The sequence below is a fragment of the Streptomyces sp. NPDC040410 genome, assembly GCF_055595715.1.
Window position 1 is genome coordinate 69,174 of record NZ_JBVIVK010000015.1, and the last position, 20,236, is coordinate 89,409.

Annotated in this window: 16 protein-coding genes and 1 riboswitch; of the genes, 15 read left to right on the top strand and 1 reads right to left on the bottom strand. The window is 73.4% G+C overall.

Annotated elements, in window-relative coordinates; translation table 11 throughout:
* Nucleotides 1–140: 140 nt before the first annotated feature.
* The 9 genes from ACZ562_RS27185 (at nt 141) to cobI (ending at nt 13,063) form a co-directional block, all read left to right on the top strand.
* Complete coding sequence (locus tag ACZ562_RS27185; protein WP_471184100.1) at nt 141–1,376, top strand: inorganic phosphate transporter; 1,236 nt, start codon at nt 141–143, stop codon at nt 1,374–1,376.
* Between the two features lie 34 nt (nt 1,377–1,410).
* On the top strand, nt 1,411–1,632 hold the full coding sequence (locus ACZ562_RS27190; protein ID WP_471184102.1) for a hypothetical protein: 222 nt from the start codon (nt 1,411–1,413) through the stop codon (nt 1,630–1,632).
* A gap of 132 nt (nt 1,633–1,764) precedes the next feature.
* Nucleotides 1,765–1,904, top strand: a riboswitch (cobalamin riboswitch).
* A gap of 101 nt (nt 1,905–2,005) precedes the next feature.
* Nucleotides 2,006–3,067, top strand: a complete 1,062-nt coding sequence (locus ACZ562_RS27195) for a cobalamin biosynthesis protein (protein ID WP_471184104.1) — start codon at nt 2,006–2,008, stop codon at nt 3,065–3,067.
* Entirely contained in the window at nt 3,064–4,611 is a 1,548-nt protein-coding gene (locus ACZ562_RS27200; protein ID WP_471184106.1) for a cobyric acid synthase, read from the top strand. The genes ACZ562_RS27195 and ACZ562_RS27200 overlap by 4 nt, the downstream gene beginning before the upstream one ends.
* Nucleotides 4,608–8,261, top strand: coding sequence for a cobaltochelatase subunit CobN (cobN, locus tag ACZ562_RS27205; protein ID WP_471184109.1), 3,654 nt, complete (start codon nt 4,608–4,610; stop codon nt 8,259–8,261). The genes ACZ562_RS27200 and cobN overlap by 4 nt, the downstream gene beginning before the upstream one ends.
* Nucleotides 8,258–10,276, top strand: coding sequence for a putative cobaltochelatase (locus ACZ562_RS27210; RefSeq protein ID WP_471184112.1), 2,019 nt, complete (start codon nt 8,258–8,260; stop codon nt 10,274–10,276). The genes cobN and ACZ562_RS27210 overlap by 4 nt, the downstream gene beginning before the upstream one ends.
* A complete protein-coding gene (cobO, locus tag ACZ562_RS27215; protein ID WP_471184114.1) occupies nt 10,276–10,875 on the top strand; it encodes a cob(I)yrinic acid a,c-diamide adenosyltransferase in 600 nt (199 codons plus the stop codon). The genes ACZ562_RS27210 and cobO overlap by 1 nt, the downstream gene beginning before the upstream one ends.
* Nucleotides 10,875–12,317, top strand: a complete 1,443-nt coding sequence (locus tag ACZ562_RS27220) for a cobyrinate a,c-diamide synthase (protein ID WP_471184116.1) — start codon at nt 10,875–10,877, stop codon at nt 12,315–12,317. Before cobO ends, ACZ562_RS27220 begins: the two co-directional genes overlap by 1 nt.
* Nucleotides 12,314–13,063: a precorrin-2 C(20)-methyltransferase gene (cobI, locus tag ACZ562_RS27225; protein WP_471184119.1), complete on the top strand. Its 750-nt coding sequence runs from the start codon at nt 12,314–12,316 to the stop codon at nt 13,061–13,063. Before ACZ562_RS27220 ends, cobI begins: the two co-directional genes overlap by 4 nt.
* 11 nt (nt 13,064–13,074) lie before the next feature.
* Here cobI and ACZ562_RS27230 read toward each other — a convergent pair whose 3' ends face one another.
* Complete coding sequence (locus ACZ562_RS27230; RefSeq protein ID WP_471184121.1) at nt 13,075–13,803, bottom strand: ZIP family metal transporter; 729 nt, start codon at nt 13,801–13,803, stop codon at nt 13,075–13,077.
* 93 nt (nt 13,804–13,896) lie between these two features.
* Here ACZ562_RS27230 and cobM point away from each other — a divergent pair, with 93 nt between their 5' ends.
* The 6 genes from cobM to cobC are packed head-to-tail and all read left to right on the top strand — an operon-like array spanning nt 13,897 to nt 20,235.
* On the top strand, nt 13,897–14,715 hold the full coding sequence (gene cobM / locus ACZ562_RS27235) for a precorrin-4 C(11)-methyltransferase (protein ID WP_471184124.1): 819 nt from the start codon (nt 13,897–13,899) through the stop codon (nt 14,713–14,715).
* A complete protein-coding gene (gene cbiE, locus ACZ562_RS27240; RefSeq protein ID WP_471184126.1) occupies nt 14,712–15,953 on the top strand; it encodes a precorrin-6y C5,15-methyltransferase (decarboxylating) subunit CbiE in 1,242 nt (413 codons plus the stop codon). The genes cobM and cbiE overlap by 4 nt, the downstream gene beginning before the upstream one ends.
* The gene (cobJ, locus tag ACZ562_RS27245; protein WP_471184128.1) at nt 15,950–17,668 is read left to right on the top strand and encodes a precorrin-3B C(17)-methyltransferase; all 1,719 of its coding nucleotides are present in this window, start codon (nt 15,950–15,952) and stop codon (nt 17,666–17,668) included. The genes cbiE and cobJ overlap by 4 nt, the downstream gene beginning before the upstream one ends.
* Complete coding sequence (locus ACZ562_RS27250) at nt 17,665–18,255, top strand: precorrin-8X methylmutase (RefSeq protein ID WP_471184131.1); 591 nt, start codon at nt 17,665–17,667, stop codon at nt 18,253–18,255. Before cobJ ends, ACZ562_RS27250 begins: the two co-directional genes overlap by 4 nt.
* Nucleotides 18,252–19,184 carry a sirohydrochlorin chelatase gene (locus ACZ562_RS27255; protein ID WP_471184133.1) on the top strand — a complete coding sequence of 311 codons (933 nt, stop codon included), beginning with the start codon at nt 18,252–18,254 and terminating at the stop codon, nt 19,182–19,184. Before ACZ562_RS27250 ends, ACZ562_RS27255 begins: the two co-directional genes overlap by 4 nt.
* Nucleotides 19,174–20,235: an Rv2231c family pyridoxal phosphate-dependent protein CobC gene (gene cobC, locus ACZ562_RS27260; RefSeq protein ID WP_471184135.1), complete on the top strand. Its 1,062-nt coding sequence runs from the start codon at nt 19,174–19,176 to the stop codon at nt 20,233–20,235. Before ACZ562_RS27255 ends, cobC begins: the two co-directional genes overlap by 11 nt.
* Nucleotide 20,236 lies beyond the last annotated feature (1 nt).

Below are 20,236 nucleotides of genomic sequence, written 5' to 3' on the forward strand. Positions count from 1 at the left end.
GTGCGGTGTCGGGGCTGCGCGGTTCGGCGGAACAGCAACCGCCTCTTTCAGACACCGTGCAGCCCGACTCAGTTCATCTTCCGTTCACCCAGGTTGCCTACGGTCAACCAACCAATGACCTCGAACGATTGCCTGGGTAAATGGAAAACTTCTCGCTGATCCTCGCGATTGTGGTGGTAACCGCACTTGCGTTCGATTTCACGAACGGTTTTCATGACACCGCCAACGCGATGGCCACCACCATCTCGACCGGTGCACTCAAGCCCAAGGTCGCGGTGGCCATGTCCGCCGCGCTCAACCTTGTAGGCGCCTTCCTCTCCGTGGAGGTCGCCAACACGATCTCCAAGGGTCTCGTCGACGAGACCGGCATACGTCCCGAGGTCATATTCGCCGCCCTGGTGGGCGCGATCCTCTGGAACCTGCTGACCTGGCTCGTGGGACTCCCCTCCAGTTCCTCGCACGCCCTCATGGGCGGCCTGATCGGCGCCACCATCGCCTCGGCGGGCATGGGCGCCGTCCACGGTGACGTCCTGGTCACCAAGGTGCTGATCCCGGCGATCGCCGCCCCGATCGTCGCCGGCCTCGCCGCGATGCTCGCCACACGGCTGTCGTACACGCTCGGCAAGAAGGCCGACGGCAAGGCCGCCGAGAAGGGCTACCGCGCCGGCCAGATCGCCTCCGCCGGTCTGGTCTCCCTGGCGCACGGCACCAACGACGCGCAGAAGACGATGGGCATCATCACCCTCGCCCTGGTCGCCGGCGGCGCCGTCGCCCCCGACTCCGACCCGCCCACCTGGGTCATCCTCTCCGCCGGCGTCGCCATCGCGCTCGGCACCTACCTCGGCGGCTGGCGCATCATCCGCACCATGGGCAAGGGCCTGACCGACCTCCAGCCGCAGCAGGGCTTCGCCGCCCAGACCAGCGCGGCCACGGTCATCCTGGCCTCCTCCCACCTCGGCTTCTCCCTCTCCACCACGCACTCCGTCTCCGGTTCGGTGATGGGTGCGGGCCTCGGCCGCAAGGGCGGGGTGGTCCGCTGGTCGACGGCGACCCGGATGTTCGTCGCCTGGGGCCTCACGCTCCCGGCCGCCGCGCTGGTCGGCGCCGTCGCCGAGTACGTGACCGGTCTCGGCGACTGGGGTACGGCACTCGTCGCGGTCTTCCTCGTCGCCTCCAGCGCCGCCATCTGGAAGATCTCCCGCCGCGAGGTCATCGACCACAGCAACGTCAACGACCACGAGGAGCCGGCCGGTGTGGTGACCACGGCGATCGCCGCGGTGGCCGTGCCCCCGGCGGGCACCGTCGCCGAGGACCTGTCGGCCACGATCCCGGCCCCCGCGGGCGAGACCGCCCCCTCGACCGCCACCACCGTCTGAGCCCCGCTCACCCGGTTACGAAGGAATCAGCAGCATGAAAATCGACTGGGCAGCTCTCGGCTCCGTCTTCGGGGTCAGCCTCGTGGTCACCGTGGCCCTCGTGGGCCTGTTCACCCTCGGCATCGCCGGCCTCTCCCGCCGCGAGCGGGCGGCCGAGCAGGGCGGCTCCGCCGCCCTCGCGGTGACCGGCGCGTACGCGTGCTTCGCGGCGTGCGCGGCCGCGGTGGCGTACGGAATCTCACTGATCGTCGCCTGAGCGGCGGCACCGGCAGCACCTGGGGTGCGGGACGGATCTCCGTCCCGCGCCCCAGGTATTTGTGGTGCCTGTGACCCCTCGTGTGTGGGCCTGAGCACACTCTCCCTTCGCAGGTCAGCAGCAAGTTGACGGCCCTTCCGGGCCCGTGGTGGACTGCCGGGGCCATGTACGGCGGCAAGAGAGGAAGCCGGTGCGAATCCGGCGCGGTCCCGCCACTGTCACCGGGGTAGGAACTCCCGGGAGCCAGGAACTCTCACCGCCGGTCTCGTCGAACCAGGGCGTGGACACCCTGAGTGAGGACATATCGCCATGCGCGGCTGCCGTTCGAGCCTGAGTACGTGGGCCCTGCCCGACCCCGCGGTCGGCTGAGCTGATGCGTGCCGATCGCGTCTTCGCGTACGGCGCCGCCGCCGGCCTCCTCGGTGACCTGCTCCTCGGCGATCCTCGCCGCGGGCATCCGGTCGCCGCGTTCGGACGGGCCGCGGGTGCCGTGGAACGGGTGTTGTGGCGTGACCACCGGGGGCACGGCGCGCTGCACACCGCCGTGTGCGTGGGCGGTGCCGTCTCCCTCGCCGCCGTCGCCGCCTCGGCCGTACGCCCCTCCCGTGCCGCCTCCGTGGCGCTCACCGCCGCCGCCACCTGGGCCGTGGTGGGCGGGACCACCCTGGGGCGCGAGGCGCGGGCCGTCGGCCGTGCCCTCGAAGCGGGGGACGTCGAGGGCGCCCGTGCCCGGCTGCCGCATCTGTGCGGGCGGGATCCGCAGGCTCTCGACGCCGACGGGATCGCCCGGGCCGTCGTCGAATCCGTCGCCGAGAACACTTCGGACGCGGTCGTGGGGGCGCTGGCGTGGGGTGCGGTGGGCGGTGTGCCCGGGCTCGTCGGGTTCCGCGCCGTCAACACCCTGGACGCCATGGTCGGACACAGGTCGCCCAAGTACCGCCGGTACGGGTGGGCTTCCGCGCGGCTCGACGACCTGGCCGGGTGGCCGGGGGCGCGGCTTACCGCCGTGCTGGCCGCGGTGGCGGGTTCCGATCCCCGGGGGGCGGTGCGGGCTTGGCGTGCCGATGCGGCGAAGCACCCGAGCCCCAACGCGGGGCCTGTGGAGGCGTCGTTCGCGGGGGCGCTCGGGGTGCGGCTGGGGGGCACGTTGTCGTACGGGGGGCGCATTGAGCATCGGCCTGTGCTGAACGGGGAGGGGCGTGCTGTGCAAGTGGCCGACATCGAGAGGGCTGTTCGGTTGTCGCGGAGGGTGGGCTGGCTGGCGCTGGGCGTCAGTGCGGCTGGTGCGCTGCTGCGGGGGCGGGTCGCAGGGCGCCCTGCGCCGCAGGCCGTGCCCGCCCTCCCGCACTCTCGGCTTCACCCGAGCGGGGGGACCCCCGGCGCCCCGCGGAACGACGGCCCTCAGCGGTCGCAGCGGCCGGGGCGTGCCTCATGAAAGGGGGGCTGCTCGTAGCGGGTACGACCTCCGATGCCGGGAAGAGTGTCGTCACCGCCGGGATCTGTCGTTGGCTGGTCCGGCAGGGCGTCAAGGTCGCGCCCTTCAAGGCGCAGAACATGTCCCTCAACTCGTTCGTGACCCGGGAGGGCGCCGAGATCGGGCGGGCGCAGGCCATGCAGGCGCAGGCGTGCCGCGTCGAGGCGACCGCGCTGATGAATCCCGTGCTGCTCAAGCCCGGCGGCGAGCAGAGCAGTCAGGTGGTGCTCCTGGGCAAGCCCGTGGGCGAACTGAGCGCGCGCGGGTTCTTCGGGGGATCCGGGGGGTCGTCCCCCGGGAAGAGGCTGCACGGGGGGCGGCAGCAGAAGCTCCTCGGGACCGTGCTGGACTGTCTCGCCGAGTTGCGGGGCACGTATGACGCGGTGATCTGTGAGGGGGCCGGCAGTCCCGCGGAGATCAATCTGCGGCGGACCGACATCGTGAACATGGGCATCGCGCGCAATGCGCGGCTGCCCGTGCTCGTCGTCGGCGACATCGACCGCGGGGGCGTCTTCGCCTCCTTCTTCGGGACCGTCGCCCTGCTGTCGCCCGAGGACCAGGAGCTGGTCGCCGGGTTCCTCGTCAACAAGTTCCGGGGGGATGTCTCGCTGCTGGAGCCGGGGCTGGAGATGCTGCGGGGGCTCACCGGGCGGCGGACGTACGGGGTGCTGCCGTTCCGGCACGGGCTCGGGATCGACGAGGAGGACGGGCTGAGGGTCTCCCTGCGCGGGACCGTGCGGGAGTCGAACGTGGCCCCGCCCGTCGGCGAGGACGTACTGAGGGTCGCCGTGTGCGCGATCCCGCTCATGTCCAACTTCACCGACGTGGACGCCCTCGCCGCCGAACCGGGTGTCGTCGTGCGGTTCGTGGACCGGCCCGAGGAACTCGCCGACGCCGACCTCGTCGTGATTCCGGGCACCCGCGGGACCGTACGGGCCCTGGAGTGGCTGCGGGAACGGGGACTTGCGGACGCCCTCGTCCGCAGGGCCGCGGAGGGGCGCCCGGTCCTCGGCGTCTGCGGTGGCTTCCAGGTGCTCGGCGAGCACATCGAGGACGAGGTCGAGAGCCGGCGCGGGCACGTGGAGGGGCTCGGAGTCCTTCCCGTCCGCGTGCGGTTCGCCCGCGAGAAGACCCTCACCCGGCCGTCCGGCGAGGCTCTCGGCGAGCACGTCGAGGGATACGAGATCCATCACGGGGTCGCCGACGTCACAGGGGGCGACTCCTTCCTCGACGGCTGCCGGGTCGGCCAGACCTGGGGCACGCACTGGCACGGCTCGCTGGAGTCGGACGGTTTCCGGCGTGCCTTCCTGCGCGAGGTGGCGGCCGCCGCGGGCCGCCGCTTCGTGCCGGCCGCCGACACGTCGTTCGCCGCGCTGCGCGAGGAGCAGCTCGACCGGCTCGGCGACCTGATCGAACAGCACGCGGACACGGACGCGCTCTGGCGGCTCATCGAGTCGGGCGCGCCGCAAGGACTGCCTTTCATTCCACCGGGAGCGCCCGCATGAGCACAGTGTTGTTGTTGTCGACCGCCGACACGGATCTGCTGGCGGCGCGTGCCTCCGGCGCCTCGTACCGGATCGGCAACCCGACCCGGGTCGACGTCACCCAGGAGCTTCCGGGACTCCTCGACGGCGCCGGCATCGCCGTGGTACGGCTGCTCGGCGGCAAGCGTGCCTGGGAGGACGGACTCGCCGCGCTCAAGGCGTCCGGCGTTCCGACCGTGCTGCTCGGCGGGGAGGCCGTGCCCGACGCGGAGCTGATGGCCGAGTCGTCCGTGCCCGCGGGCGTCGTGGCCGAGGCGCTGCGGTATCTCGTCGAGGGCGGGCCGGCCAATCTGACCGAGCTGGCGCGGTTCCTGTCCGACACCGTGCTGCTGACCGGTGAGGGGTTCGTCGAGCCGCAGAAGATGCCCGAGTTCGGGGTGCACGGCGGGCGTCCCCGTGTCGAGGGCCGTCCGACGGTCGGCGTGCTCTTCTACCGGGCCCATGAACTCAGCGGCAACACCGCTTTCGTGGACACCCTGTGCGACGCGATCGAGGCACACGGCGCCAACGCCCTGCCGGTGTACTGCGGTTCGCTGCGCGGTGCCGACGCCGGGCTGTACGAGATCCTGGGCGGCGCCGACGCCCTCGTCGCCACCGTCCTCGCCGCCGGCGGCACGCACGCCTCGCAGGCCTCGGCGGGCGGCGACGAGGAGGCCTGGGACATCGGGGCGCTCGCCGACCTCGACGTCCCGGTGCTGCAGGGGCTGTGCCTCACCTCGTCGCAGGCCGCCTGGGACGAGTCCGACGCCGCCCTCTCCCCCATGGACGCGGCGATGCAGGTCGCCATCCCCGAGTTCGACGGGCGCCTCGTCACGGTCCCGTTCTCCTTCAAGGAGCAGGGCCCGGACGACGTGCCCGTGTACGCCGCCGACCCGGAGCGGGCCGCGCGGGTCGCCGGGATCGCCGTACGGCACGCACGGTTGAGGCACAAGCCGAACGCCGAGAAGAAGCTCGCGCTCGTCTTCACCGCCTATCCGACCAAGCACTCGCGCGTCGGCAACGCGGTCGGGCTCGACACGCCCGCCTCGGCGGTACGCGTGCTCGACGCGCTGCGGGACGCCGGATACGGCCTCACCGAATACCCCGCGGGCGGTGACGAGCTGATCCACCGGCTCATCAACGCCGGAGGTCACGACGTCGAGTGGCTGACGGAGGAGCAGCTGGCCGCCGCGCCCGCGCGCGTGCCGCTCGCCGACTACCGGGCGTGGTTCGACAAGCTCGACCCCGGGCTGCGGGACGGCATGCTGGAGGCGTGGGGAGAGCCGCCGGGCAACCTGTACGTCGACGGGGACGACATCGTGCTCGCCTCCCTGCAGTTCGGGAACGTCGTGGTCATGATCCAGCCGCCGCGCGGCTTCGGCGAGAACCCGATCGCGATCTACCACGACCCCGACATGCCGCCGTCGCACCACTACCTGGCGGCCTACCGGTGGCTGGAGAACTCTTTCGGCGCCGACGCCATCGTGCACATGGGCAAGCACGGCACGATGGAGTGGCTGCCGGGCAAGGGGCTGGGGCTCTCCAAGAGCTGCGCGCCGGACGCCGTGCTCGGCGACCTGCCCCTCGTCTACCCCTTCATCGTCAACGACCCCGGCGAGGGCACGCAGGCCAAGCGCCGCGGCCACGCCACGGTCGTCGACCACCTGGTGCCGCCGATGGCGCGCGCCGACACGTACGGCGACCTCGCCAAGCTGGAGCAGCTGCTCGACGAGTACGCGCTCGTCTCCGACCTGGACCCGGCCAAGGCCCCGGCCGTGCGCGCGCAGATCTGGACGCTGGTCAAGGCGGCCGAGCTGCACCACGACCTGCATGTCGCCGAGCAGCCGGACGGCGACGAGTTCGACGAGTTCGTCATGCACATCGACGGCTATCTGTGCGAGATCAAGGACGTTCAGATCCGGGACGGGCTGCACGTTCTGGGCGGCGGGCCGGTCGGCGAGCCGCGCGTCAACCTCGTGCTCGCCGTGCTGCGCGCCTCGCAGGTGTGGGGCGGGCAGGCGAACGCGCTGCCGGGGCTCAGGGCTTCGCTCGCGCAGCACTTCGGTCTGATCGAGAAGGAACTGCTCGCCGAGCCGGGCGCCCCGGTGAAGGTGCCGGTGGAGCTGACGGACCTGGTGGACGGGCCGTCGCGCAGCGCCGCCGACGCCGTCGACCTGCTGGAGCAGCTGTGCCGGCGGATCGCGGAGGGCATGGAGTCCCGGGCGTGGGACGTCGCTGCGGTGCCGGCTCTGGTGCGTGACACTCTCGGAACCGAACTCCCCGACGCCGTCGCCGTGGTGGAGTTCGCCTGCACCGAGGTGGTGCCTCGTCTGGAGAAGACCACCGACGAGATCGGCCACATCCTCAAGGCCCTCGACGGCGGTTACGTCCCGGCCGGTCCGTCCGGCTCCCCCACCCGTGGTCTCGTCAACGTCCTGCCGACCGGCCGCAACTTCTACTCGGTCGACCCCAAGGCCATTCCGTCCCGGCTGAGCTGGGAGGTCGGGCAGTCGCTCGCCGACTCGCTGGTGCAGCGGTATCTCCAGGACACCGGCGAGTACCCGAAGTCCGTCGGCCTGACGGTGTGGGGCACGTCCGCGATGCGTACGCAGGGCGACGACATCGCCGAGATCCTGGCGCTGCTGGGCTGCCGTCCGGTCTGGGACGACGCCTCGCGCCGGGTGACCGGCTTCGAGGTCGTGCCCCCGGCCGAACTCGGGCGTCCCCGCATCGATGTGACCGTCCGCATCTCCGGCTTCTTCCGGGACGCGTTCCCGCACGTCGTCGGCCTGATCGACGACGCGGTGCGCGCGGTGGCCGAGCTGGACGAGCCCGCCGACCAGAACTACGTCCGCGCGCACGCCGACGCGGACACCGCCGAACACGGCGACCGGCGGCGGGCCACGGCCCGTGTCTTCGGCTCCAAGCCGGGTGCGTACGGCGCCGGTCTGCTGCCGCTGATCGACGCCCGCAACTGGCGCTCGGACGCCGACCTCGCCGAGGTGTACGCGGTCTGGGGCGGCTACGCCTACGGGCGCGGGCTCGACGGGCGGGCGGCGCGCGGGGACATGGAGACGGCGTTCAGGCGCATCGCCGTGGCGGCGAAGAACGTCGACACGCGCGAGCACGACCTGGTCGACGCCGACGACTACTTCCAGTACCACGGCGGCATGGTCGCCATGGTGCGGCATCTGACGGGGTCCTCCCCCGAGGCGTACGTCGGCGACTCCGCCGTACCGGACCAGGTGAAGACCCGCACGCTCGGCGAGGAGACCCACCGCGTCTTCCGTGCCCGCGTGGTCAACCCGCGCTGGATGGCGGCCATGCGCCGGCACGGCTACAAGGGCGCCTTCGAGATGGCGGCGACCGTCGACTACCTCTTCGGGTACGACGCCACCGCCGGGGTCGTCGACGACTGGATGTACGAGAAGCTCAGCGCGGAGTACGTCTTCGACGCGGAGAACCGGGACTTCATGAAGAAGTCCAACCCCTGGGCGCTGCGCGGCATCACGGAACGGCTCCTGGAGGCGGCCGACCGCGGGCTGTGGGCCGAGCCGGACGCGGACACGCTGGAGCGGCTGCGGGCCACCTACCTGGAGCTGGAAGGCGACTTGGAGGGCGACCAGAAGTGAGTACCCCCTTTCCGTTCACGGCCGTCGTCGGCCAGGACGACCTGCGGCTCGCGCTGCTGCTGAACGCCGTCTCCCCGGCGGTCGGCGGTGTGCTGGTGCGCGGCGAGAAGGGCACCGCCAAGTCCACGGCGGTGCGCGCCCTTTCGGCGCTGATGCCGGAGGTGGACGTCGTCGCCGGGTGCCGCTTCTCGTGCGACCCCGGTTCCCCCGACCCCGCCTGCCCGGACGGGCCGCACGAGCCGGGGGCCTTCGGGTCCCGGCCGGCCCGTATGGTCGAACTGCCCGTCGGCGCCTCCGAGGACCGGCTCGTCGGCGCCCTCGACATCGAGCGGGCGCTCGCCGAGGGCGTGAAGGCCTTCGAGCCCGGCCTGCTGGCCGACGCGCACCGCGGGATCCTGTACGTCGACGAGGTCAACCTGCTCCACGACCACCTCGTCGACCTGCTCCTCGACGCGGCCGCGATGGGTGCGTCGTACGTGGAGCGCGAGGGTGTCTCGGTACGGCACGCGGCCCGCTTCCTGCTCGTCGGCACCATGAACCCCGAAGAGGGCGAGCTGCGGCCGCAGTTGCTGGACCGGTTCGGGCTCACCGTCGAGGTCGCGGCCTCCCGGGAGCCCGAGCAGCGGGTGGAGGTCGTACGGCGGCGGCTCGCCTACGACGACGATCCCGCGGGGTTCGCGGCGCGCTGGGCCGACGAGGAGGCCGCCGTACGGGCGCGGATCGGGGCGGCGCGGAAGCTGCTGCCGTCGGTGCGGCTGGGCGACGGGGCGCTCAGGCAGATCGCGGCGACCTGCGCCGCGTTCGAGGTGGACGGCATGCGGGCCGACATCGTGATGGCCCGGACGGCCACCGCGCTGGCCGCGTGGGCCGGGCGGACCGACGTACTCGCCGAGGACGTACGGCAGGCGGCGCTGCTCGCGCTGCCGCACCGACGCCGCCGGAACCCCTTCGACGCGCCGGGCCTCGACGAGGAGAAGCTCGACGAGACGCTGGAGCAGTTCGGGGAGCCGGAGGACGACGGCCCGGATCCCGACGGTCCGGGCGGTCCGGGCGGGGACGGAGGGGGTGGCGGGCAGCCGGACCCGCCCAACTCCGACGGGCCGCAGGACGGTGACACGGGGGCGCGCCCCGAGGCCGGAGAGGGCGGCGAGCCGCAGCCCTCGGGCGCGGGTTCGGGTGAGCAGTCCGCCGTGCGGGCCTCGGAGCCCTTCCGCACCAAGGTGCTGAGCGTGCCCGGCCTGGGCGAGGGTGCCGCCGGGCGGCGCTCGCGGGCACGGACCGAGCACGGACGGACGACCGGCGCCCGGCGGCCCCGAGGGGCGCTCACCAAGCTGCACCTGGCGGCGACCGTGCGGGCGGCGGCTCCCTACCAGCGGGCGCGGGGCCGGTCCGGACCGGGCCTGGTCGTGCGCCGGGACGATCTGCGGCAGGCCACGCGGGAGGGACGAGAGGGCAACCTCGTGCTGTTCGTGGTGGACGCCTCCGGGTCGATGGCGGCACGGCAGCGGATGAGCGCCGTCAAGGGCGCCGTTCTGTCGCTGCTCCTCGACGCGTACCAGCGGCGGGACAAGGTCGGGCTGGTGACCTTCCGGGGGTCGGCGGCCGAGGTCGCGCTGCCGCCGACCTCCTCGGTCGACGCGGCGGCGGCACGGCTGGAGACGCTGCCCACGGGCGGCCGTACGCCGCTGGCCGCCGGGTTGCTGCGGGCACATGACGTGCTGCGCGTGGAACGGCTGCGGGATCCCGCGCGGCGGGCGCTGGTCGTGATTGTGACCGACGGCCGGGCCACCGGCGGCCCCGAGCCGGTCGCGCTGGCCGGGCGGGCGGCGCGGCTGTTCGCGGCCGAAGGAGTGGCCTCGGTGGTCGTCGACTGCGAGTCGGGACCCGTGCGGCTGGGGCTGGCCGGGCAGCTGGCGGGTGAGCTGGGCGGTGCGGCGGTGACGCTGGACGAGCTGCGGGCCGACTCGATCGCCGGGCTGGTCAGGGAAGTTCAGGGCGACAGGAGGGCCGCGTAATGCCTCAGGGGCAGCCGAGTGTGGTGCCGGACGACGGACTGACGACCCGTCAGCGTCGTAACCGGCCTCTCGTGGTCGTGCACACCGGGATCGGGAAGGGCAAGTCCACCGCCGCGTTCGGGCTCGCGCTGCGGGCCTGGAACCAGGGGTGGCCGATCGGGGTGTTCCAGTTCGTCAAGTCGGCCAAGTGGAAGGTCGGCGAGGAGCGGGCGCTGCGCGTGCTGGGGGACTCCGGTGAGGGCGGGTCCGTCGCCTGGCACAAGATGGGCGAGGGCTGGTCCTGGGTGCAGCGGGACGCGCAGATGGACAACGAGGAGAAGGCCCGCGAGGGCTGGGAGCAGGTCAAGCGTGACCTGGCCGCCGAGACGTACCAGCTGTACGTCCTCGACGAGTTCGCGTACCCGATGCACTGGGGCTGGGTCGACACGGACGAGGTCGTCGACGTGCTGCGGAACCGGCCGGGGAGCCAGCATGTCGTGATCACCGGGCGCAACGCGCCGGGGAAGCTCGTGGACTTCGCCGACCTCGTGACGGACATGTCCAAGGTCAAGCACCCCATGGACGTCGGGCAGAAGGGCCAGAGGGGCATCGAGTGGTGATGTCCCTGTCCTCCGTCCCCCGGCTGGTCATCGCCGCGCCCTCCTCGGGCAGCGGCAAGACCACCGTCGCCACGGGGCTGATGGCCGCGCTCGCCGCGCGGGGGCTCTCCGTGTCCCCGCACAAGGTCGGGCCCGACTACATCGACCCCGGGTATCACGCGCTCGCCACCGGGCGTGCGGGACGGAACCTCGACGCGTACCTGTGCGGGCCGGAGCTGGTCGCTCCGCTGTTCCTGCACGGGGCGGGCGGCTGCGACATCGCCGTCGTCGAGGGTGTGATGGGGATGTACGACGGGGCCGCGGGAGAGGGTGAACTGGCGTCCACCGCCCATGTGGCGAAGCTGCTCCGGGCGCCGGTCGTCCTCGTCGTGGACGCGTCGTCGCAGTCGCGGTCCGTTGCGGCCCTGGTGCACGGGTTCGCGTCCTGGGATCCCGAGGTGCGGGTCGGGGGCGTGATCCTGAACAAGGTCGCGTCCGATCGGCACGAGGAGTTGTTGCGGGAGGCGCTGGAATCCGCCGGCGTGCCTGTTCTGGGGGTGCTTCGGCGGGCGGTTCAGGTCGACACCCCGTCGCGGCACCTGGGGCTGGTACCGGTCGCCGAGCGGCGGGCAGAAGCCGTGGACGCGGTCGGGGCGATGGCCGCGCAGGTCGGGGCGGGGTGTGATCTGGAAGCGCTGCTCGGTCTTGCGCGGAGTGCGGGTGCGTTGTCCTGTGCGGCTTGGGACGCGGCTGAGGTCCTCGCTTCCTCGCCCCCTCCGCCCCTTCCCGTCCCGTCCCTCGGGGCTGCCGCCCCCAGACCCCCGCTGCGGCCCGAAGGGCCTCGTCCTCAAACGCCGGACAGGCTGAGAATCGCCGTTGCCGGTGGCCCCGCCTTCACCTTCTCCTACGCCGAGCACATCGAGCTCCTCACCGCCGCCGGGGCCGAGGTCGTCGTTTTCGACCCGCTTCGTGACGAGCGACTGCCCGACGACACGCGCGGATTGGTCATCGGCGGCGGATTCCCCGAGGTGTACGCCTCCGGCCTGTCCGCCAACGAACCCCTGCGCAAAGCCGTTGCCGCCTTCGCGGAGAACGGCGCTCCCGTCGCCGCCGAGTGCGCCGGGCTGCTCTACCTCTGCCGGGAGCTCGACGGGCAGCCCATGTGCGGTGTGCTCGACGCCTCCGCGCGCATGGACGAACGGCTCACCCTCGGCTACCGGGACGCCGTGGCCGTGAGTGACAGCGTTCTCGCGGAGGCCGGGACGCGGATGCGGGGGCACGAGTTCCACCGCACGGTCGTGGAGCCCGGTTCCGGGGCGGCTCCCGCCTGGGGTGTGCGCGCCCCTCGGCGGCGGGTCGAAGGCTTTGTACAACAAGGTGTGCACGCCAGTTATCTGCACACGCACTGGGCGTCCGAGCCCGGTGTCGCCCGTCGGTTCGTGGAGAGGTGCCGGACGTCATGAGCAGCAGGCTGATCGGAGTCGGGGTGGGGCCCGGTGACCCCGAGCTGGTGACCGTCAAGGGCGTCAACGCGCTGCGGGCCGCCGACGTGGTCGTCGTACCCGTCATGGCGGCGTCCGACGGAACGGATGTGGGCGAGCCCGGCCGTGCCGAGGCGACGGTGTTGCACTACGTGCCCGAGGAGAAGGTCGTACGGGTCGTGTTCGCGCTCAACGAGCGCAGCGACCGGGCGCGGCGGGAGGCCGCGTGGGACGCGGCCGGCGGGCGGGTCGCGCGGTTGCTCACGGACCACGGCTCCGTCGCCTTCGCGACCATCGGCGACCCCAACGTGTACTCGACGTTCACCTATCTCGCGCAGACCATCGCCGAACTGGTGCCGGGGACCGTCGTCGAGACCGTGCCCGGGATCACCGCCATGCAGGATCTCGCGGCGCGGTCGGGCGCCGTGCTGACGGAGGGGACCGAGCCGCTCACGCTGGTGCCGGTGACGGCGGGGGCCGCGGTGCTCAAGGACGCGCTCAACGGGCCCGGCACCGTCGTCGCCTACAAGTTCGGGCGGCAGGCCCAGGAGGTCGCCGAGGCACTGCGGGAGACCGGGCGGCTCGACGACGCCGTCTGGGGGTCGGCGCTCGGCCTCGCCGAGGAGTCCATCCGGCGGGCCGCCGAGCTCGACGGCGCTCCCCTGCCCTACCTGTCGACGCTGATCGCGCCCGCGCGGCGCGACGGCGGGCGGGGCGGCAAGCTGTGACGCCGCCCGGGTCATCCGGACACGCCCACCACCAGCCAGATGAACGCCGCGCCCGCCACCGTGCACAGCACGGTCGAGCGGGCGGGGTGCTCGTGGTGGGCCTCGGGGAGGATCTCGGCGGCGGCGAGGTAGAGCAGCGCGCCGCCGAACAGGCCGAGATAGCCGCCGAGCAGCTGCTCCGGGACGGCGAGGAACGCGGTCGAGGCCGCGCCCACGACCGGGGCCGCCGCGTCCGCGAACAGCATGACGATCGCCCGGCGGCGGGCGTTCCCGTACAGGCTCGTGATCGTGTACGTGTTGAAGCCGTCCGCGAAGTCGTGGGCGATGACGGCGAGTGCGACCGCAGCGCCCATGCCGCCGCCCACCTGGAAGGCCGCGCCGATCGCCACGCCGTCCATCGCGCTGTGGCCGACCATCGCGGCCGCCGCGGTCAGGCCCACCTCGGGCGCTCGGCCGTTCCTCTCCTCGGCGCCGTGCGCCGCCTGACGGTGGGCCAGCAGGCGTTCCACCAGATGGGCCAGCAGGAATCCGGCCACGAACAACAGCAGGGCCGCCGGTACCCCGAAGACCTCGGTGCCGGCCGCCTCCAGCGCCTCCGGCAGCAGGTCCAGGCCGACCACGCCCAGCATCAGGCCGCCGGCCAGGCCCAGGACCAGATGACGGCGGTCGGTCACCCGCTGTGCCGTCCAGCCGCCGGCCAGCGTCATCAGGAACGCGCCGAGCGCGACGAACACCGCCATGTGCCCTTGCTATCCGATCGCCCCCGGTTCACGCACGTCCGGCGTCATCATCCGCAACACCCGTAAGACCTTTGTCAGAGAGGACCGATTCCCATGGCCGATGCCCCCACCGGCAAGGTGACCTTCGTCGGTGCCGGCCCCGGCGCCGCCGATCTGCTGACGTTCCGTGCCGCGCGCGCCATCGCCGAGGCCGACGTCGTGATCTGGGCCGCCAGCCTGGTACAGGCGGAGGTCCTCCAGCACGCGCGCGAGGGCGCCGAGATCCTGGACTCGGCGACCATGTCCCTGGAGGACGTCGTCGCCGTCTACCGGCGCGCCCGCCAGGAGGGCCTGCGCGTGGCCCGTATCCACTCCGGCGACCCCGCCCTGTGGGGCGGTACCCAGGAGCAGCTCGACCGGTGCGCGGAGATCGGCATCGACACCGAGGTCGTCCCCGGCGTCTCCGCCTTCTCCGCCGTCGCGGCTCTCGCCCGGCGCGAGCTGACCATCCCCGAGGTGGCGCAGTCCGTCGTCCTGACCCGGCTCGGCGGTGGCAAGACGCCCATGCCGCCCGGTGAGGAGGTACGCGAGTTCGCCCGGCACGGCACGACCATGGCGGTCTTCCTGTCGGCGGCCCGCAGCGGGCAGCTGGTGCGGGAGCTGCTGGAGGGCGGCTACCCGACCGACACCCCGGTCGTCGTCGCCTACCAGGCGACCTGGCCGGAGGAGCTGGTCGTGCGGTGCACGATCGCCACGCTGGAGGAGACGGTCAAGGAGCACAAGCTCTGGAAGCACACGCTGTTCCTGGTCGGCCCCGCCCTCGACGCGCACGGCACCCGCTCGCACCTCTACCACCCCGGCCACTTCCACGGCTTCCGCAAGGCCGACCCGGAGGCCCGCAAGGCCCTGCGCGCACGGGGTGCGAGCACATGATCACGGTCGTCGGCACGGGGACGGGCGCGCCGCCCGGCGAGGACGTGCTCGCCCGGGCCGAGCTCGTCGTGGGAGGCCGGCGGCACCTGGACGCCGTACGGCTGCCCGAGACCGCCGAGCGGATCGTGCTCGGGCCGCTGGCACCCGCCCTCGACGCCATGGAGGAGTACGTCGCGAAGGAGCGGCGCGTCGTCGTGCTGGCGTCCGGGGATCCCGGGTTCTTCGGGATCGTACGGGCGCTGGCCGAACGGTTCGGGACTTTTCGGCTCGATGTCCGGCCCGGGGTCTCCTCCGTCGCCACCGCCTTCGCGCGGCTCGGGCTGACCTGGGACGACGCGGTCGTCGTCAGTGCCCATGGTCGGGAGATGCGCACGGCGGTGAACGTCTGCCGGGCGCATCCCAAGGCCGCCGTCCTGACCGGGCCCGGAGCCGGGCCCGCCGAGCTGGGTGCCGCCCTCGCCCGTACCGCCCCCGGGCGGATCCTGGTCGTAGCGTCCGCGCTGGGCGACCCCGGGCGCGAGCGCGTTGAGCGGGTCTCCCCCGCCGAGGCCGCGGCCCGTGACTGGGGCACGGCGGTGAGCGTCGTGCTGTGCCTGGACGAGACACGGGCCCTCGGCCCCGTACGGACGCTCGCGGGACCGGCCTCGCGGCCCGCCCGATGGGCCCTGGACGAGGGTGACTTCGCCCACCGCGACTCGATGATCACCAAGTTCGAGGTGCGGGCACTGGCCCTGGCCCGGCTCGGGCCGCACCCCGGCGACCTGGTCTGGGACGTCGGCTCCGGCTCGGGTTCCGTGGCCGTGGAGTGCGCGCGTCTCGGCGCCGCCGTCAGCGCGGTCGAGAAGGCCGCGGACGGAGTGGAGCGCATCCGCGCCAACGCCGGTGCCCACGGTGTCGAGGTGCACGTGGTGCACGGCACGGCACCGGACGCGCTGGCCGGACTCGACGACCCCGACGCGGTGTTCGTCGGGGGCGGCGGACGCGAGCTGCCCGACATCGTCACCGCGTGCGCGCGGCGGGCCCGGCGTGCGGTGGTCGTCGCCATGGCCGCGCTGGACCGCGTCCCGGCGGCCCGCTCCGCGCTCATGGACGCCGGATTCGCCTGCGACGGGGTGCTGTTGCAGTCCTCCCGGCTGGCGCCGCTGCCGGGTGATGTGACCCGGCTCGCGGCGACCAATCCCGTTTTCCTGCTGTGGGGCGTCAGGCCTCAAGCCCGTACTGAAGGAGTTGCCCTGTGATCGGCCTCATTTCCGCCACCGCGGCGGGAGCCGCTGCGCGGGACCGGCTGGCCGCGGCGTGGCCGGACCGCACGCGTGTGTACGACGGGCCCGTCGGGGACGCCGTACGGGCCGCGTTCGCGGAGTGCGAGCAGCTCGTGTGTTTCCTGGCCACGGGAGCGGTGGTGCGGCTGGTCGCGCCCCTGCTGGGCGACAAGGCGACGGACCCCGGTGTGGTGTGCGTCGACGAGGGCGGGCGGTTCGCCGTGTCGCTGGTGGGCGGGCATGGCGGCGGGGCCAATGAACTCGCCCGTGCGGTCGGGGAGCTGCTGGGTGCGGAGCCGGTGGTGACCACGGCGACGGACGCGGTGGGAATGCCGGGCCTCGACACGCTGGGGTTCCCGGTGGAGGGGAACGTCGCCGCGGTGTCGCGGGCCCTGCTCGACGGCGAGCCGGTGGCGCTGAAGGCGGAGGTCGCCTGGCCCCTGCCGGCGCTCCGGGCCGGCGCGGAAGGGAGATGTGCGATCCGGCTGACGGACCGCCTCGTCGAGCCCGCCGAACACGAGGTCCTGCTCCGGCCGCCCTCGCTCGCCGTGGGCGTGGGCGCCTCGAAGGGCGCCCCGGCCGAGGAGGTGCTCGACCTGATCGAGAGCTCGTTGCGTGAAGCCGGCCTCTCCCCCAAGTCGCTCGCCGAGCTCGCGACCGTACAGGCCAAGGCGGAGGAACCGGGGATCGTCGAAGCGGCCGCGCGCCTCGGCGTCCCCCTCGTCACCTACTCCGCCGAGGAGTTGGCGCAGGTCGACGTCCCCAACCCCTCCGACGCACCGCTCGCCGCCGTGGGCACCCCCTCGGTCGCCGAGGCCGCCGCACTCGTACGTGGAGGTGAACTGCTCGTCCCCAAGCGGAAGTCGGCCGCGCGTCCCGCGATGGCGACCTGTGCGGTCGTACGGCGTCCGGCGCGCGGGCGGCTCGCGGTGGTCGGGCTCGGGCCCGGCGCCCGCGACCTGCTGACGCCCCGCGCGAAGGCGGAGCTGCGGCGCGCCTCCGTGCTCGTCGGGCTCGACCAGTACGTCGACCAGATCCGCGACCTGCTGCGGCCCGGCACCCGGATCCTGGAGTCGGGACTCGGCGCCGAGGAGGAGCGGGCCCGGACCGCGGTCGCCGAGGCCAGGAAGGGGCACGCCGTCGCCCTGATCGGCAGCGGGGACGCGGGCGTGTACGCCATGGCCTCCCCGGCGCTGGCCGAGGCCTCCGACGACATCGACGTGATCGGGGTACCGGGCGTCACCGCCGCCCTCGCGGCCGCCGCGATCCTCGGTGCGCCGCTCGGCCACGACCACGTGTCGATCAGCCTGTCCGACCTGCACACGCCGTGGGAGGTCATCGAGCGGCGGGTGCGGGCCGCGGCGGAGGCGGACATCGTCGTGACGTTCTACAACCCGCGCAGCCGGGGCCGGGACTGGCAGCTGCCGAAGGCGCTCGCGATCCTCGCGGAGCACCGGGAGCCGGCCACCCCGGTCGGGGTCGTACGCAACGCGTCGCGGCCGGACGAGGCCGGCCGGCTGACGACACTGGCCGCCCTCGACCCGGCGACGGTCGACATGATGACGGTCGTGACCGTGGGCAACACGGCGACCCGGGACATCGCGGGGCGCATGGTCACGCCCCGTGGCTACCGCTGGCAGGAGACTGCATCGATGAGCGGCTCCGCCACGGGGCAGGAGGAGGCCGAGTGAACCGCGTGGTCCACCCCATCGAGCAGGAGTCCTTCCGGCGGCTGCGCGCCCGCCTGGACACCTCGCACTTCCCGCCGCTGACCCGTGCGGTCGTGGAGCGGGTCATCCACTCCGCCGCCGACCTCGACTACGCGGCCGATCTCGTCCTGGACGAGGCCGAGTTGGAGAAGGCGCATGCCGCGCTGCACGCCGGGGCGCCCGTCGTCGTCGACGTGGAGATGGTCGCGGCGGGCATCACCCGGCGGGACACGGTCTGCCGGCTCAAGGACGCCAGGTCCGGGCCGGGGCTGACCCGTTCGGCCCATGCGATCCGGCTCGCGTACGAGGAGGTCGGCCCCGGCGCCCTCTGGGTGATCGGCTGCGCCCCCACCGCGCTGGAGGAACTCCTCACGCTGGACGCCGATCCGGCGCTCGTCGTCGGCCTGCCGGTCGGCTTCGTCGGGGCGGCCGAGTCCAAGGCCGCGCTGCGGGAGAGCGGACTGCCCGCCGTGAGCAACGTGTCCGAGAAGGGCGGTTCGGCGGTCGCCGCCGCCGCGCTCAACGCCCTGCTGTACCACCCCACTTCGCATTCCGAGGAGCAATCGTGACCACCCCGCCGCCCGCCCTGCTCATCGCCGGCCACGGCACCCGGGACGACGCCGGGGCCGAGGCGTTCCGCGACTTCGTACGGGAGCTGGGGCGCCGCCACCCCGAACTGCCCGTCGCGGGCGGCTTCATCGAGCTGTCCCCGCCGCCGCTCGGCGAAGCGGTGACCGAGCTCGTGGAGCGGGGCGTACGACGCTTCGCGGCCGTGCCGCTGATGCTGGTGTCCGCCGGGCACGCCAAGGGGGACATCCCGGCGGCGCTGTCCCGCGAGAAGGAGCGCCACCCCGGCATCTCGTACACGTACGGGCGTCCGCTGGGCCCGCACCCCTCGCTGCTGGCGGTCCTGGAGCGGCGGCTGGACGAGGCGCTCGGCGGGACGGTCCGTACGCCCGCCGACCGGGCAGACGTGACCGTGCTGCTGGTGGGGCGCGGGTCGACCGATCCCGACGCCAACGCCGAGGTGCACAAGGCGGCCCGGCTGCTGTGGGAGGGACGCGGTTACGCGGGCGTGGAGACGGCGTTCGTGTCGCTGGCGGCACCGGACGTGCCGAGCGGCCTGGACCGGTGCGTGAAGCTGGGCGCGCGGCGGATCGTCGTCCTGCCGTACTTCCTGTTCACGGGCATCCTTCCGGACCGGGTCCGGCAGCAGACGGAGGGCTGGGCGGAGGCGCACCCGGAGGTCGAGGTGCGGTCCGCGGACGTCATCGGTCCGGAGCCGGAGCTGCTCGACCTGGTGATGGAGCGGTACCGGGAGGCGGTCGCGGGCGACCTGCGGATGAACTGCGACTCGTGCGTGTACCGCATCGCCCTGCCCGGCTTCGAGGACAAGGTGGGGCTGCCGCAGCAGCCGCACTTCCACCCCGACGACGACGGTCACCACCACCACGGACACCACCACCACGGCGGGCACGCACACTCCCATGCGCACTGAAGGACAAGACCTGCGGCACCACGGAGACTCCGAGGTGCGTGACGACGGCTCGGCACTGGTCGACCTGGCCGTGAACGTCCGCGCGGACACGCCTCCGGCCTGGCTGCGCGAGCGGATCGCCGGGTCGCTGGGCGGACTGGCCGCCTATCCGGACGGGCGCCGCGCGCGAGCGGCGGTGGCGGCGCGGCACGGGCTGCCGGCGGAGCGCTTGCTGCTGACGGCAGGCGCCGCCGAGGCGTTCGTGCTGCTCGCGCGGGCGCTGGAGGTCCGCCGGCCGTTGGTGGTGCACCCGCAGTTCACGGAGCCGGAGGCGGCGCTGCGGGACGCGGGCCACACGGTCGGCCGGGTGCTGCTGCGCGAGGAGGACGGCTTCCGGCTGGACCCGGCGGCCGTCCCGGAGGACGCGGACCTGGTGGTGATCGGCAACCCGACGAACCCCACGTCCGTACTGCACCCGGCCGACGCCGTGGCCAGGCTCGCCCGCCCCGGGCGGACGCTGGTGGTCGACGAGGCGTTCATGGACGCGGTGCCGGGCGAGCGGGAGGCGCTGGCCGGGCGGACGGACGTGCCCGGCCTCGTCGTCCTGCGCAGCCTGACGAAGACGTGGGGGCTGGCGGGGCTGCGGATCGGCTATGTGCTGGCGGCGCCGGAGACCATCGCGGACCTGGAGCGGGCCCAGCCGCTGTGGCCGGTGTCCACGCCGGCGCTCACGGCGGCCGAGGCGTGTGTGGGGCCGCAGGCGCTGGCGGAGGCCGCGCACGCCGCCCACCGCATTGGCGCGGACCGGGCCCATCTCGTCGCGGGCCTCGCCGAGTTCGCCTCGGACGGGCTGCGGGTCGTGGAGCCCGCCGAGGGTCCCTTCGTCCTCGTCCGGCTGCCCCGGGCCGCCGCCGTACGCCGGCACCTGCGCGACCTCGGGTTCGCGGTCCGGCGCGGGGACACCTTTCCGGGGCTGGACGAGGAGTGGCTGCGGCTGGCGGTGCGGGACCGGGCGACGGTGAACGGGTTCCTGCGGGCGCTGGGCCGTGCGCTGGAGCTGGCGCACCGCTGAA